This is a genomic window from Endozoicomonas sp. OPT23 (assembly GCF_009653635.1).
GTDB lineage: Bacteria > Pseudomonadota > Gammaproteobacteria > Pseudomonadales > Endozoicomonadaceae > Endozoicomonas_A.
Window position 1 is genome coordinate 571,320 of sequence record NZ_PPFD01000002.1, and the last position, 15,262, is coordinate 586,581.

The 15,262-nt window shown below is 46.6% G+C and carries 15 protein-coding genes; 5 read left to right on the forward strand and 10 right to left on the reverse strand.

Annotation, left to right across the window (positions count from 1 at the left end):
* Position 1: 1 nt before the first annotated feature.
* From EOPP23_RS04430 to EOPP23_RS04450, 5 genes are all read right to left on the reverse strand, one after another.
* Entirely contained in the window at positions 2-511 is a 510-nt protein-coding gene (locus EOPP23_RS04430; protein ID WP_153764753.1) for a cytochrome b/b6 domain-containing protein, read from the reverse strand.
* Positions 492-878 (reverse strand): cytochrome b562, encoded by a 387-nt coding sequence (locus EOPP23_RS04435; protein ID WP_153764754.1) that lies wholly within the window; start codon positions 876-878, stop codon positions 492-494. The genes EOPP23_RS04430 and EOPP23_RS04435 overlap by 20 nt, the downstream gene beginning before the upstream one ends.
* A 99-nt stretch (positions 879-977) precedes the next feature.
* Positions 978-2,138 (reverse strand): enoyl-ACP reductase FabV, encoded by a 1,161-nt coding sequence (fabV, locus tag EOPP23_RS04440; protein WP_153764755.1) that lies wholly within the window; start codon positions 2,136-2,138, stop codon positions 978-980.
* Positions 2,139-2,264: 126 nt separating this feature from the next.
* A complete protein-coding gene (locus EOPP23_RS04445; protein ID WP_153764756.1) occupies positions 2,265-2,705 on the reverse strand; it encodes a rhodanese-like domain-containing protein in 441 nt (146 codons plus the stop codon).
* Between the two features lie 73 nt (positions 2,706-2,778).
* Positions 2,779-3,072 carry a PA4642 family protein gene (locus tag EOPP23_RS04450; RefSeq protein ID WP_228550557.1) on the reverse strand — a complete coding sequence of 98 codons (294 nt, stop codon included), beginning with the start codon at positions 3,070-3,072 and terminating at the stop codon, positions 2,779-2,781.
* A 356-nt stretch (positions 3,073-3,428) separates the two neighbouring features.
* Between EOPP23_RS04450 and EOPP23_RS04455 the strand changes: the two genes are divergently transcribed.
* Both EOPP23_RS04455 and EOPP23_RS04460 read left to right on the forward strand, forming a co-directional pair.
* Positions 3,429-4,730 (forward strand): amino acid permease, encoded by a 1,302-nt coding sequence (locus EOPP23_RS04455; RefSeq protein WP_153764757.1) that lies wholly within the window; start codon positions 3,429-3,431, stop codon positions 4,728-4,730.
* Positions 4,731-5,336: 606 nt separating this feature from the next.
* Positions 5,337-6,254, forward strand: a complete 918-nt coding sequence (locus EOPP23_RS04460; RefSeq protein WP_153764758.1) for a hypothetical protein — start codon at positions 5,337-5,339, stop codon at positions 6,252-6,254.
* Between the two features lie 60 nt (positions 6,255-6,314).
* Here EOPP23_RS04460 and EOPP23_RS04465 read toward each other — a convergent pair whose 3' ends face one another.
* Positions 6,315-6,872 (reverse strand): hypoxanthine-guanine phosphoribosyltransferase, encoded by a 558-nt coding sequence (locus EOPP23_RS04465; RefSeq protein ID WP_153764759.1) that lies wholly within the window; start codon positions 6,870-6,872, stop codon positions 6,315-6,317.
* Positions 6,873-7,134: 262 nt separating this feature from the next.
* Here EOPP23_RS04465 and upp point away from each other — a divergent pair, with 262 nt between their 5' ends.
* Positions 7,135-7,761: a uracil phosphoribosyltransferase gene (gene upp, locus EOPP23_RS04470; protein WP_153764760.1), complete on the forward strand. Its 627-nt coding sequence runs from the start codon at positions 7,135-7,137 to the stop codon at positions 7,759-7,761.
* 104 nt (positions 7,762-7,865) lie between these two features.
* Complete coding sequence (locus tag EOPP23_RS04475; RefSeq protein WP_228550558.1) at positions 7,866-9,128, forward strand: uracil-xanthine permease family protein; 1,263 nt, start codon at positions 7,866-7,868, stop codon at positions 9,126-9,128.
* A 68-nt stretch (positions 9,129-9,196) separates the two neighbouring features.
* On the opposite strand, the gene EOPP23_RS04480 is transcribed toward EOPP23_RS04475, so the two are convergent.
* A complete protein-coding gene (locus EOPP23_RS04480) occupies positions 9,197-9,547 on the reverse strand; it encodes an STAS domain-containing protein (protein ID WP_194842495.1) in 351 nt (116 codons plus the stop codon).
* Between the two features lie 240 nt (positions 9,548-9,787).
* Here EOPP23_RS04480 and EOPP23_RS04485 point away from each other — a divergent pair, with 240 nt between their 5' ends.
* Positions 9,788-11,599, forward strand: a complete 1,812-nt coding sequence (locus EOPP23_RS04485) for a hypothetical protein (protein WP_153764762.1) — start codon at positions 9,788-9,790, stop codon at positions 11,597-11,599.
* A 122-nt stretch (positions 11,600-11,721) separates the two neighbouring features.
* Here the strand turns inward: EOPP23_RS04485 and gatB are convergent, their stop codons facing one another.
* The 3 genes from gatB to gatC form a co-directional block, all read right to left on the reverse strand.
* Positions 11,722-13,170, reverse strand: coding sequence for an Asp-tRNA(Asn)/Glu-tRNA(Gln) amidotransferase subunit GatB (gene gatB, locus EOPP23_RS04490; protein WP_153764763.1), 1,449 nt, complete (start codon positions 13,168-13,170; stop codon positions 11,722-11,724).
* A 14-nt stretch (positions 13,171-13,184) separates the two neighbouring features.
* The gene (gene gatA / locus EOPP23_RS04495) at positions 13,185-14,639 is read right to left on the reverse strand and encodes an Asp-tRNA(Asn)/Glu-tRNA(Gln) amidotransferase subunit GatA (RefSeq protein ID WP_153764764.1); all 1,455 of its coding nucleotides are present in this window, start codon (positions 14,637-14,639) and stop codon (positions 13,185-13,187) included.
* A gap of 67 nt (positions 14,640-14,706) precedes the next feature.
* The gene (gene gatC / locus EOPP23_RS04500) at positions 14,707-14,994 is read right to left on the reverse strand and encodes an Asp-tRNA(Asn)/Glu-tRNA(Gln) amidotransferase subunit GatC (protein WP_153764765.1); all 288 of its coding nucleotides are present in this window, start codon (positions 14,992-14,994) and stop codon (positions 14,707-14,709) included.
* Positions 14,995-15,262 lie beyond the last annotated feature (268 nt).

Here is a 15,262-nt window from a genome sequence, read left to right on the forward strand (position 1 = left end):
CTTACAGCATGGTTTTTATCAGGTTTTTACGACTGCGCCATGACGTCAATACGACAGCAGCTAAGTGAATAGCCGCAAAAATCAGTAAGCCATCAACCAGCCAGCTGTGCCATTCATAGACGACATAGTCAAAGCCAAAATCAGTGTCCTGCAGCCAGCCAGTAAAGGCTGCACCAGCAAGGCTGAACCACATCAGCCAGACGGCAATAACACCAAGAGGGTTATGGCCTGCGAGTTCTGGTACATCGCCAGCTTTTAGCTCTTCAAGGTGTTCCCTGATTTTTGCTGGAGAGGTGGTCATACTGCTGATCTTTGCAGGTTCAGGTGCCAGCAGCAGGCCGTAGCCAATTCTCAGGCCTATAAGTGCCAGAATGCTCCAGCCGAAATATTCATGCAGTTCATCACCGCCCTCGGTCACGAAATGATTCGCTAAAAAGAGGGTGGCAACGCTCCAGTGAATAAACTGAACCAGGCGGGGCCAGCGGAAGCTGTCAGACATCGAGTTTGACATGGTATTTTTTCTTAAGCTTGTTCAGAGCCTTGAACTGCTTGCGAGCCAGGTCCATATCACCGCTATCGATAGCAGCCTGAATAGAGTTGATCTGTCGCTGCAGCTCTTTCATACCATCCTTGAATTCAGAAGGGGCATGATCATTAGCGTCGGCACTGGCATTTTTTGCGTGCCTTTTTATTTCGTTAAGATACTTCTGCAGTTGTTCTATATTTTCGGCTTTAGCTGTACGACGCAGATTCCAGTTCATCTGCTTCATTTCAGCACGCATCTGGTCACTGTGGTATTCATGGCCTGAAGCCATGCTGGAAGAGCCAGTCAGTGTCAGTAAAAGAGGTAAAAACAGAGAGAGAAAACGTTTGGTCATGCTTTGATATATTCTTTGTGCTTCGCTTGGTGTCGCATGATAAAGATATTGCCGCCTTATAAGAAGACGGCAGAGTGTAAATTATTGGCAGGTAGTTTTTTATCTGCTACTTGAGAGTGTTTCCCGGAAGAAACCATTGAGTTCCAGAAACTCTGATTTCAGACCGTCAAAATCCAGTAGTGACTTGAAATTATCCTCTGTCATTTGCTCAAGAAGCTGTCTGACATTGTTTTGTACTTCAGGTTTCAGCTCCCAGTCATCCATTCGAATCAGATTTTCACTGTCCACTACCGAATTGCCGAAGGGTTTTAGCTTTTCGCTGAACATGCGTTGCATCTGTTCAATGCAGCCTTCATGAAGGTTGAGCTCTTTCATGACTTTATACAAGGCCATGATATAAGGGCCAAAACCGGGAATAAAGACACTGGCTTTGGTCACTAATGCCTTGCAGACAGCAACTCTTGCTTCACCACTGAAAGGTTTTAATAAATCGTTAATCTTGGCTGCGTGTCGTTGCAGGTCCTGCTTGGCAAAGCCGAGCGTACCCTGGTGATAAAGTTCATGGGTGATTTCCGGCCCTATATAGGAGTAAGCCAGAGTTTTAACATCTTTTGCCAGTAGCTTTTTATCAGCCAGCAGGTTTATCCACTCGTGCCAGTCTTCGCCACCCATTACCTTTACGGTGTCGTTGATTTCTTTCTGACTGGCGGGTTCAAGTGTGACCGGATGTAGCGTTTCATGCTCAAGGTCAAGGGTCATTCCCTGATACTTCTGCCCGGTGGGTTTGATAGCGGAACGAACCAGTTCGCCCGTCTGGTGGTCCGGGCGAATGCCCGTAGCCAGACTGTAAACAACCAGATCGACCTTGCCTTCAAAGCGCTCCTTAATGGTATTTACAACATGCTGTCGAATGGCAGGGGAGAAAGCGTCACCAACAATGTTGTGAGCAATAAGTTCATCCTTTCCAGCAGTTTCACAAAATGCCAGGTTGTTATACCAGCCTGCGGTTCCGCAGCCCGTTTCAGAAGGGCTGCGCTCAAAAGATACGCCAATGGTGTCTGCGCCAGCGCCAAACGCTGCAGCAATTCTGGTAGCGAGACCAAAACCGGAGGACGCGCCAATAATCAGAACCCGTTTTGGGGTATAGGCAGGTGTGGGTTGTTCTTTTACAAAGTTAATCTGCTTAAGAACAGCTTTACTGCAACCTTCCGGATCGCAGTTACGGGCAATAACGCCCTTGATGATAGGTTCGATAGCCATAGTAATTCCGGGCTCTATGGTAAACAGGTGCTGGATGCTGGCACTGGCTTGCGTAAGTGTCAATAACGCCTAAGCCTGAAGGCTCAAGAGTATCGAAGAGTTGCCCGGAGCTTTTTTGTCTGATTTTTATGGGTTGGAACCAGTTGCCAGTTTGTCTCCCTTCGCCATCCATTCCTTAACGCCTCCTTTATAATGCATCACATTGGTATAACCATTGGCGGTGAAGAAATCGACACCCTTCATCCATGACGTGCATTCAGGGCTCCAGCAATAAACGACTACCGGATAGTTTTTAAGGAATGGCAGTTTCAACTGTTCACGGTCAGACAGAGAATAAGCGCCCGGTAGATGACCCTTTTCGTAATTTTCTTTTCTATTGGCATCAACAACAAAGGCTTCGTTGTTTTTTCTTGCCTGCTTAAGTGCCTGATAGCTTATTTCAGGATACAGCTTCTCATAAGCTTCAAGACGGTCGTGGCTTTCATTGGCTTGAACAGCAGTTGATATAACACTAAGAGCCAGAGACAGGGCTAACAGTTGTGGTGTTCTGAAAGGCAGGCTGAACATGGCTGTACTCCCAAGTAAAGTGAATGGGAGTATAGCTGCCAGCCTGAAGCCTGCTTATCTGGTAGGGATGTGCTTACTTTGCACCAGCGTTTCTTAAGGCTTGAATGTAAGGTGTGGCATGACGTTGTTGTTCCAGAGTGGAGAGAAAGCTACTTCCCTCAGCAGTAACCGGGTTCAGGTCTTGTCCGCTTTCTACATAAAAGCCCAGAAAACGTTCAAAATCTTCTGCTCTTAATGACCGGTAAGCACGAGTCAGAACATGCAGTGCTTGGTTTTCACCAGCTGGTGCCTGAAGGCTCAAGTACTCTTTGATTCTTTCATCGCCCAGTACTTCGCCAATGACTTTCTGTTTATCTTTTTTCAGCATGTGCTATTCATCCGGTTGATTTCGTCCCTCAGATCCAGCTTTGGCAGGATATTAACTTCGAGAGAGGAACGCTCTGTTTAGAAGCTTTGTTTATGTTTTCTTGTGGATTACTCTGATTTTTTTGCTGGAGTAACCAATAAAGCAGGACTCAAACGGTGAGCTGCTGATTGCCCGTCATTCTACCTGATGCAGAGGAAACTTTAAGGCCGCTCTAATGACACCTTTTTATATGTCTATACTTTTCTGATTCATACGCTCATCTGAAATAGTTATAAACAGCACTTATAAGCAGTATTTATAAACCATGGTTCAGATGAAGAATTCAATGGCTGGAAGCCTGATTATTGGGTCCATCTATGTCAGATAGTTCTGTTAAACCTGAGACACCCGCTGATACGGACTGTGAACATTCTGTGGCAGAACGTTGGACGTCACGGGATTCTGGCTGGATGATGAACCTTTTTGGTACTGCTGTTGGTGCCGGAATTTTATACCTGCCAATTAATGCCGGTGCGGGTGGTATCTGGCCCCTGATTATTCTATCGCTGCTGGCAGGTCCCATGGTCTGGCTGGCGCACAGAAACCTTGTTCGTTTTTGTCTGGCTTCCGCGAACCCTAATGCCAATATTACCGGAACCGTGAGTGAGTACTTTGGTTCTAGGTCTGGCAAAGTTCTGACTCTTGCTTACTTCATGTCTATCTATCCGATTATGTTGCTCTACGGTATAGGCATTACCAACGTGGCAATGAGTTACATAGAATATCAACTTCACTGGCAACCACCGTCGAGACTGTTACTCAGCTTTATACTGGTTTCCATTCTTGTTGCCATCATGCACATCGGTGAGGCATGGATGCTGAGAGCGGTGAAGATGATGTGTTATCCGCTGGTGGCTATTCTACTCTGTATATCGCTCTATCTCATTCCCCAGTGGAATATGGCTGCTTTTGATCAGCCGTTTAATTTTCATGACATGTTGGTGACTCTGTTTCTTACCACGCCGCTGCTGATTTTCTCTTTTAATCATTCTCCTGCCTGTTCAGCCTTCGCCAGGGCATATCGATTAAGCATTCCTGACAGACAGCAATGTGAAAACAAAACGGCACTGATTCTAAAAAGAAACACCGTGCTCTTGCTGGTGGTGATTCTAAGTTTTGTTTTTTCCTGTGTGCTGGCATTAACACCGGCTGAGCTTCAACAGGCAAAAGATTTAAATGTTCCAGTACTGTCTGTTCTTGCTAACCGTACTGGTGAATCGTCGTTTGGCTGGGTTGCTCCGGTTATTGCCTTTCTGGCTATTGCCAGCTCTTTCTTTGGTGTGTATCTGGGTAGTCTTGAAGGTCTACAAGGGTTGATCACTCAGCAATGGTTAACACACAACAAGCACAAGCCATTGAATACAGCTGCGCTCAGAAGAGGAACTGTTTTATTCTGTTTTCTTACCTGTTGGCTGGCAGGTTATGCCAACTGGAGCGTTATAGGAATGGTTCAGATGCTGGTGGTGCCTATACTGGCAACAATTCTTTATCTGATGCCGCTCTATGCTATCTATCGAGTGAGTAATCTCCGTCATTATCGAAACTATTTTCTCGATTTCTTTACCCTGATTGTTGGGATTGTGGCGATCACGGCCTTTGTTGCGGACAAGCTGCTGTAAGCTGGGAGTGAATGGCAGCTCCACTCTTTCACTGAATGGCTCAGACTATAGTTAAATTCTGCAGGTATCAGATTTAACTACTGTTTTTGAGGTCATTGGATGAACCTGGATCAATCAGCAATTGGAAGTGCTGGAGGCGTTGGAGGAGTTCAGCATACTCCGGGTTCGTTGCCGGTTGAGGATAAAACGGGGAGGCTTGGCGCTCGTGATGTCCGGCAGGCAGGTGATCTCAGAAATCAAATGCCAAAGTCTACGACCAGTAAGGTTCCGCCAGCTCCCCCTATTCCCTTTGGTTCCCGAAAGGCAGTAGCTACTGAAGGCAAACCTATTGTTGGGCAGACCAGCACAACCCAATCTGAAGAAGCTAAAGAGACCGAGAAGTCAGAAGCTTCGGCAGAGCCTCAGAAAAAAACACTAAAACAAAAGGTTAAGCATCTTCTGGGTGAGATTAAGCGCTTTCTGAAGCATGAGCAGTGGAATAAATTACCTGAAGATAAGATAAAAGCATTACCTGATCCAAAGTTACAAGAAGGCCTGAACGAAAGAAATGACAGGATTGACAAACTTTCAAGCCTGAAGGAAAGAGCCAAAACACTTGAGTCAGAAGTGAGTCAGTACGAATCCAAACATAAAGACTCACTGAAAGTGCTTCGGGAAGACAGGGCTCCGACTAAAGGTGTTCTAGTTGGGGGTGATGGTGTTACTGAATTTGATTTTAAATCTCTTCGTGGTCGGAGTGAGACGTTTGAAAAATTCAAGGCTTCTTTTGAAGGAAGTTCAGAATTTAAGACGTATCAATCGGACTACCGTGAATTAGGTAAAATTCCTGAGGCTCGTCAGGTTTTGAAAGATCAGCTGCATACAATGAATGACAGTTTGAAGTTAAGAGTCGATATGACTGCGGATAAGATAACTGATCAAAAACATGAAGCCCTTGATAAGGCCGTGTCAGATTCAAAAGAAAAAACCGAGACTGGAATTCAGAAGTTGAAGGAAGGTCGACTGGACAAAATAAGTAAGCATAAAGCTGAGGTTTTAAGGCTGGAAGCTGATATCGAAAATTTGAAAAAGACCAAAGATAAGAATAAGAACCAGAGAATCCCAATGCTTGAAGAAAAATATAAAGCTATAAGTAAGCATGCTGCGAAAGCACTTAAACAGTTAAATAAAAAATCTGGAAAGATATCACCGCGTGAGTTGTCCGATTTGAAGGATCAGGCAGTGCAACAGATGAAAGAAAGAAGAACTGCGGTATCGCAACAAATAAATGACCTAAAGAAATCGGTGGAAAGCTATTCTGAAGATAAACAAAAACTGCAGAATAGTTTGAAAAAAGCCAGAGCAGATTATAAGCAAGAAAAGAAGGGCACAGAGGTGAAGAAGGAGATTGAAGGGCTGCGGGAGCAAGATAAGAACATAGCCAAGACAGCTAAGAAGGGATACAAGGCTGCTCCTGAAGAAGCCAGAAAGCAGGTCGCGCAAACTCATAGGGAGTTACGGGGAAGAAATAATCAGGTTCGTTGATATAGAAAAGGCCTTTGCGATAGCAAAAGCCTTTTAGTAAAACAGCCTTTAGGCCTAGTCTCAGTGCCCTTTCAGAGCAAAGATTCCATTCGCATTACGCCAGTATCCCTGATAGTCCAGACCGTAACCAAAGATATAACGATCTTCAATGTTCAGGCCGCAGAAGTCAGCCTTCAGACCAGGGCGGGCTTTTCTGTCGTGAATCTTGTCAACCAGAACGGCGGTGTACACTTCAGCAGCACCCTGTTCCTTGCAGTAGTCAACAATCGCATCCAATGTGTGACCTTCATCGAGAATATCATCCACAACCAGAACGGTTCTGCCTCGCATATCCTGAATGGGGCGCACACGCCAGTCGAGGTGTCCACCAGTCAGTTGGTCACGGTAACGGGTAGCGTGAACATAGGAAGCTTCCAGTGGGAACTGAAGATGAGTCAGCAGCTTGCCGGTAATGACCATGCCGCCATTCATTACGGAGTAAACCAGTGGGTTACTGCTGGCTAGCTTCTCGGTAATGGCTTTACCCATGTCACCAATAGCTGACTCGATCTGTTGTTCGTTATATAGACAGTCTGCTTCGTCCAGAACCTGTTGGATATGGTCGAGATCAACGGACATAGGTTATAAACCTCATTGTAACGGCACTAACTGATTATGATTGTAAACAATCAGTATATAGAAAAAAGCGAGCAAAATACCCTGATTTCTGCCACCGGGCAAGGATTAAGGCAGAGTTATGGATTGCGGAAAAAACCTATGGTTGGGTTGCTTCTGTTGTGTGAGAATAAAAAGGTTTAAGCCTAGGTTTTGTTGTTTAAAAAATTAACAGAATCTAAAAACGGCATTATTCATCAACAGGCAATACAGGTTGAGAACAGGCATGAGTGTTCAGGAAATCAAGCATCCGCTGGTACAGCACAAGCTGGGTATTATGCGCGGAAAGGATATCAGTACCAAAGGTTTTCGGACACTGGCCAATGAAGTAGGTTCTCTGCTTACTTACGAAGCGACCAAAGACTTTGAACTTGAAGATCACGTGATCGATGGTTGGGCTGGCGACGTTACTGTGCCACAGATCAAAGGTAAGAAGATTACCATCGTTCCTATTCTGCGTGCGGGTCTGGGCATGATGGACGGTGTACTGGATCTGATCCCAAGTGCTCGTGTCAGTGTGGTCGGTCTGTACCGTGATGAGGAAACTCTGGAGCCGGTTCCTTACTTTGAAAAGCTGGTAAAAGATATCGACGAGCGTATTGCTCTGGTTCTGGATCCAATGCTGGCAACCGGTGGCTCCATGATTGCCACCATCGATATGCTGAAGAAAGCAGGCTGTAAAGAAATTCGCTGCCTGGTTCTGGTCGCTGCACCAGAAGGTATTGAGAAGCTGCTGGCAGCTCATCCGGATGTGAAGCTGTTTACCGCATCTGTCGATGACGGTCTGAACGAACAGGGCTACATTATGCCTGGGCTTGGTGATGCCGGTGACAAGATCTTCGGTACCAAGTAACAGCGTTTGAAGAAAAGGCCTCCGGGCCTTTTTTTTTGAAAAAATAATATTATTAAGAATACACATTCAAAAAATCAGAACCTCAAGGAACAAGGACTGAAACTATGACAGACATGACAACGTCCGCTGAAGATATGCCCTTGCACCGTCAGGTGCTGATGGGTGGCCAGATGCTCTTCGTAGCATTTGGCGCACTGGTACTGGTGCCTATTCTGACCGGACTTGACCCTAACGTGGCTTTCTTCACGGCGGGTATTGGTACACTGATCTTTCAGCTGTGTACAAAACGACAGGTGCCTATTTTTCTGGCGTCTTCCTTTGCGTTTATTGCGCCTATCACGTTCAGTATTCAGCAGTGGGGGCTGCCCGCCACAATGGGTGGCATGATGGCTGCAGGCCTGTTTTATGTTTTCCTTAGTGGATTGGTAAGACTGAAAGGCAGTGGTTTTCTGTATCGCCTGTTCCCGCCTGTGGTTGTGGGACCGGTGATCATGGTGATTGGTCTGGGTCTGGCGCCTGTTGCGGTTAACATGGCCAGTGGTGGTGCAAACCCGGCAATTGATGCAGATACTTCCATGATGCTGGCGGGTATTTCCCTGCTGACGACGCTGCTGGTTGCGACCATGGCTGGCGGTATTCTTAAGCTGATTCCGATTATTTGTGGTATTACGGTTGGTTATGTAACTGCTGTATTTATGGGCGTGGTGGACTTCACTCCTGTGGCTGAACGTGCCTGGTTTGCAGTGCCTAATTTCACCGCTCCGGAGTTCAACTGGAATGCTATTCTGTTCATGTTGCCGGTCGCTATTGCTCCTGCGATTGAGCACATTGGTGACATGCTGGCAATCAGTTCGGTAACCGGTAAGAAGTATCTGGAAAAGCCGGGACTGAAAAACACTTTGTTGGGTGATGGTCTGGCAACTTCTGCTGCCGCTATGTTTGGTGGCCCACCAAACACTACTTACTCTGAAGTGACTGGTGCAGTAATGCTGACCAAAGCTTTCAATCCGAAGATCATGACCTGGGCTGCAGTGATTGCCATTGCGATTGCCTTTGTTGGTAAAGTTGGTGGTTTCCTTGCAACCATTCCAACGCCAGTTATGGGCGGAATCATGATGCTACTGTTTGGTTCTATTGCAGTGGTGGGTTTGAGTACGATGATCAAAGCTCAGGTAGACTTGGGTAAACCACGTAACCTGGTCATTGTTTCCATTGTGATGGTATTTGGTATTGGCAACCTGGCGATTACTGCCGGAGATTTTACTCTGAAAGGTATCAGTTTGTGTGCAATCACAGCGGTGCTGTTGAATCTGATTTTGCCTCACACAGATAAAGAAGATAAGTATCAGTCTACTGAAGCGGCCTGATTTAATTCTGTTGTTGGTTTAGGCGGGGAGCATTGCTCCCCGTTTTTGATGAAGAATGATGAACTGTATTAAAAATGACTGTCTGGTATTGAAGCTGCTGCCTGGTCCAGATTGTCACGGATTACAGTAAATCGTGAAATACCGGTTAAATCCAGTAACGCTCTAATTGGATTTGAGACATTACACAGCGTCAGTGAGTAAAACACGGAATAACCTTTCAGAGCCCTTAATAAAATTCTCAGCCCCTGACTGTTGATTGCCAGCAGTTGTTTGCAGTCCAGAATCAGATCACGATGCCCTTCGACAATAGCGGTCTCCAGAGTCCTGTCTAGCAGTTCAGCGGTTGATGAGTCAACCTTGCCTGCCAGCTCAACCAGTGTATAGCTGTAGTGATCTTCCATATTGATTGATAGCGCCATGTGTATACTCCTGCTGTGAAAAAACCATGACGACATCATATTCATATAATGAAAGTAATAGACTGACAAGCTGGTTAGTTACTCTGACATTTAAAAATGAATGTTAATTTTGTTTGTTGATTATTATCAGGATTGTTTATGTCTGAAGGAAGGCTGTCTTAAAAATAATATATTGTTGCATTTATAACAGGCTAATACTTGGTAGGAGATAACTGTTTCATAGATAAAAATGAGGGTGAAATGATGTTAGTTAAGCCCAGATGGCGAAGACTGCAGTATTTGGTAAGCAGTCTGATAATTGGTTCTTTCGGTAGTAATGCAGCATCAGCAGACTTTATTGTTAATCATCCCTATAAAGAAAGCATTGAATTCATTGATGTTGAGATGGGAATGTTGAAGCATTATCAGATTAATCCCCAGAGGAAATGCTTTGGCTCAAAGAATGAAAGAGACATGTGTTCGCCTCTTATAGAAAAATCGGATGGTTTCGACACTCAGGGACCACCAGAAAGTTATCGACGAAGGCGTTCAGTGAATGATACTGAGACGAATGAAGAAAATGGTGGATCAACAGACCAAACAGACACTCAAGTAACAACCATTTCGCCTACAACTGAGAGAATGCCAACAGAAGCATCAACAACAGCTGCCCCCAGAGTTGTCCCCACTCAAACGCAACTAACTTATGCGGCTCAGCATTGCCAGGGGGGGAGTTTTCATACAACGGTAATTGTCTCCCCTGAAGAGGATTTGTGGAGCCTTGCGCATAGTTATATTGACCAGAGAGGCTCTAATTTCAACTCAAACTATCGTGTTTCTTTTGCTGATAGTGAAGGCAGTAATTCTGAAGTTGGTGACCCATGGGAATTTGATGGTACAAACAGAAAAGGGGTGTTATTCCTTTTACCCGCAGGTTCCAGCTATTCAACCACCACCTACCTTGACTATTTTGATGACAGAGGCAGTGACTACTCGGCGCCCAGGGTGGGATTGTGTGCGTTATCTGGTGAAGATCAGGAAAATGCTCAGCTCAATTTGATTGGTGCCAGTTGTGGGTCTCTGGGCTTGGGTGACTGCGCCAGAGGTAGAGGTTTTCAAACCCCTCCGCTAAGAATTCAGTTTGCCCAGGTAGAAATGTATCGAGTTAGAATTAATGGTGATCAGGTTGATGCTTCGAAATGGGGTATCAGGGTGAGTGCGTATGGCAAGCTGATTCTCGATGATGTGCGCTATACACGAACACAGGATGCCGATAAGGGGCTCATTACGCTCTGGGCCGGGCATTTGGGTATTAATCGAGGACATTATCGTTTGAATTCCTCAAGGGATACCGCTCTTATGTCGCTCAATGGTAGAGCTAAAATAACCCACTCAAATATGGTTCTTGACCCCAGTGTTTATGCCTTTGTCAGTGACAGTGTTGATCTGGATGTCAGTCATACCCGGTTTCAGTCAAATGCAGCAGCAGACAGAACCTACAAACCTGTACTCTTTTACTCAACTTATGAGGGTGGAGGAACTCAGTGTACCCGTCAGTGGATTGAAACATGTCAGGCTTCAAGTGAGCCTTGGCGCATCTGGCCAAATTATGTGGACACCTGCGATGGTTATCTAAGGAAATGCCTGGAAGGTGGCGAGCTTCATGAACTCAGATTTAACAACAATACATTCACAGGTCACTGGTCTGCAATGCTTGCGGCTTACCTGCCCAATGGTGAAACAGCCCCGAATTGGTTTACTGACACCTTTTTGTTGAATTTCACAAATGACAGTGAGGGTAATATCAATCAGGGTACTATTGGGCGGTGTGCTATTGATGGGGCTACCATATTTAATGGCAATATGCTTATTAATAACCAGCCATGTCTGCCGCCTTATTTGCCTGCCATCACTGATCCGCAAAATGACCAGACTACATCTCAACGTGAGATAGAGTACTCTCAAGTTCATCACTCAACGCTCAAAAATGCAGATGAAGAATCTGGAGCAGCTACCACTATGGCTACCTATATAGTTTTGGCTGTATTTACTGTGTTAGGACTTGCTCTTTAGGAAGGAAAGTTTTGCTTATGGAGTTGAGTTAACGCATGAAATAGCGTCGGTATGAAGAAGCACAGTTGAGAGAGAGTCAGAATTCTTGCTCAACTGTGTTTCTTTAGAAGCTTTTTAAGTGCTTAGCTATCCAGCTTCTTCTTCAAAATCTGGTTAACCATACCCGGGTTAGCCTTACCCTTGGAAGCCTTCATAGCCTGACCTACAAAGAAGCCGATCATCTTGCCGCGCTTCTCTGGAGGCGCTGCGCGATAGTTTTCAACCTGCTGGGCATTAGCCGTCAGAACTTCATCGATCATGGTTTCAATGGCACCGGTATCGGTGACCTGCTTGAGACCTTTTTTCTCGATAACGTCGTCTGCGTCTTTGCCTTCACCGTTCCATAGAGCTTCAAACACTTTCTTGGCGATATTGCCGGAAATAGTGTTGTCCTTGATGCGGGCGATCAGACCAGCCAGCATTTCTGCAGTAACAGGGCTGTCTGCAATAGCGGTATCGTTAGCGTTCAGAGCTTTTGATACTTCACCCAGCATCCAGTTGGACACCAGCTTGGCGTCGCCACTGGTTTTAGCCGCTGTTTCAAAGAAGGCTGCAGTCGCCTGGTTTCCGGCCAGAATCTCAGCATCTACTTCACTCAGACTGTATTCGCTGACAAAGCGCGCTTTCTTGGCATCCGGCATCTCCGGCATTTCACCACGTAGTTTTTCCAGGCGACTTTCTTCAATCACAACCGGCAGTAAATCAGGGCATGGGAAGTAACGGTAGTCGTTAGCTTCTTCCTTGCTGCGCATGGATCGTGCTTCACCCGTGTCGCCATTATACAAGCGGGTTTCCTGAACGATTCTGCCACCGTCTTCCAGCACATCAATCTGGCGCGCTACTTCTTTATGGATAGCCGCTTCCATAAATTTGAAAGAGTTCAGGTTCTTGGTTTCAGTACGTGTGCCCAGTTCTTTCTGGCCTTTAGGGCGAACAGAAATATTGACATCAAAGCGCATGGAACCCTGAGCCATATTGCCGTCGCAAATGCCAAGTGTGGTCACAATTGAGTGAAGCTTTTTAGCAAAGGCTACGGCTTCTTCAGAATTGTTGATGTCCGGCTCGGTCACTATTTCGATCAGCGGAGTGCCGGCGCGGTTTAAATCGATGCCGGACATACCATGGTAGTCTTCGTGCAGACTCTTGCCGGCATCTTCCTCCAGGTGTGCATGGTGAATGCGAACCGTTTTGGTTGAACCATCAGCCAGCGTAATGTCCACATGACCAGCGCCCACAATTGGCTTATCCAGCTGAGTGGTCTGGTAGCCTTTTGGCAGGTCAGGGTAGAAGTAGTTCTTACGTTCGAAAACGTTAACCTTGTTGATCTCGGCATCAATGCCTAGACCGAACTTGATCGCCATATTGATGGCTTCTTCATTTACAACAGGTAGAACACCCGGCAAGCCCAGATCTACAGCACAGGCCTGAGTGTTCGGCTCGGCACCAAAGGCCGTGGAAGCGCCGGAAAAAATCTTGGTTTTGGTGGCGAGCTGAGCGTGAATTTCCAGCCCGATTACAGTTTCCCACATCATATCTGTGTCCTCGTTCAGGCTGCAGTGAATGGCGTAGCCAGGTGGAAGTCGGTTTCCTGCTGGAAACGGTGTGCAGCATTCAGCAGAGTGCTTTCGTCGAAGTGACGACCAATCATCTGCAGGCCAACCGGACGACCATTAACGATACCAGCCGGTACCGACATACCCGGCAGACCCGCCAGGTTAACAGACAGTGTGTAGATGTCTGACAGATACATGGCTACAGGGTCGTCGCTCTTCTCACCAATATTAAAGGCAGGTGTCGGAGCGTTAGGGCCCATGATGATATCGCATTGTTCAAAAGCGCTCATAAAGTCATCACGGATCAGACGACGAATCTGCTGTGCCTTGTTGTAGTAGGCATCGTAGTAACCGGCGGACAAAGCGTAAGTGCCGACAATAATACGACGCTTAACTTCTTCGCCAAAACCTTCACTGCGGCTGCGTTTGTACATATCCATCAGGTCTTCAGGGTTGTCACAGCGATGACCAAAGCGGGCACCATCAAAACGGGACAGATTGGTGGACGCTTCAGCAGGCGCAATAACATAGTAGGAAGGAATAGACAGCTGCAGGTTTGGCAGGCTGACTTCCTTAACCTTGGCGCCCAGCTTTTCGTATTCAGCAACCGCGTCACGAATGCGCTGTTCTACTTCGCTGTCCAGACCGGTAGAGAAGTATTCTTTTGGCAGCCCAATGGTCTTACCTTCCAGAGAATCGTTCAGGTTGGCGGTGTAATCCGGTACTTCACGATCCATGCAGGTGGAATCCCGACGATCGAAGCCTGCCATGGTGTTCAGCATAATCGCTGCATCTTCGGCGGTACGAGTCATCGGACCGGCCTGATCAAGGCTGGAAGCGTAAGCGATCATGCCGTAACGGGATACACGACCGTAGGTTGGCTTCAGACCGGTGATACCACAGTGAGACGCTGGCTGACGAATAGAACCACCGGTATCAGTGCCGGTTGCGCCAGCAGCCAGTTGTGCTGCTACCGCAGCCGCGGAACCACCGGAAGAACCACCAGGAATAGCGGTTTGATCCCAGGGGTTTTTCACCGCGCCGTAATGGCTGTTTTCGTTGGAAGAACCCATGGCAAACTCGTCCATGTTGGTTTTACCCAGCATAACGGTGCCAGCATTCTTGAACTTGTTGGTAACGGTGGATTCGTATGGCGCTACAAAATTGTCGAGAATCTTCGAAGCACAGGTAGTTTTAACACCTTCAGTACAAAACAGATCTTTATGTGCCAGCGGAATGCCGGTCAGAGCTTCAGCATTGCCCGCTGCACGACGTTCGTCTGCGGCTTTGGCCTGTGCCAGTGCCAGCTCATCGGTAACGGTAATGAAGCTGTTGAGGTCGCCGTCCAGCTGTTTGATACGGTCGAGGTAGGACTGTGTCAGCTCGACACTGGATATTTCACCGGCAGCCAGAGCGCGGCTTTGTTCGGAAATTGATTTATCGTACATGATTCAGTTAATCGCCTGGTTTTCAGTCGCCTGATAAAAAGAGTTGGTTCGAGAAAATGATGGGTGATCACTCGATCACTTTAGGAACCAGAAACAGGCCGTCTTCAACAGCCGGAGCACAGCTCTGCAGCTGCTTGCGATTATTCTCTTCAGTGACCTTGTCTTCACGCAGGCGCTGGGTGGCGTCCAGTGGGTGAGCCATGGGTTCAACATTGCTGGTATCAACAGACTGCATCTGGTCAACCAGTTCCAGAATGTTGTTGATGGTGCTGGCTGTAGCGTCAACCTGGTTGTCGTCTATAGACAGGCGCGCCAGGTGGGCAACCTTCTGAATTTCAGAGGCATCGATGGCCATGACTCTCTCCGGATTCGGCTTTAAAAGCGGCAATACCATGAACGATCGGGGACAGAAAATTTTAGTCCAGAGTTCGTTTTAAAGGTATTGGGGAAATAAAGGCTAAATGTATGGGCTGGCGTGTTGAATCTCAAGGCGTTCTGAATATTTAGATAGAAAAAAATGCATTGGTACAGGAAAAACAATAAAGAGACACCTTTGGTTGCGGAGGAGTCGCTGAGTTTTTGGATATATGAGCTGTCTGGCTTGAGGAGCTAAACCTGATTCA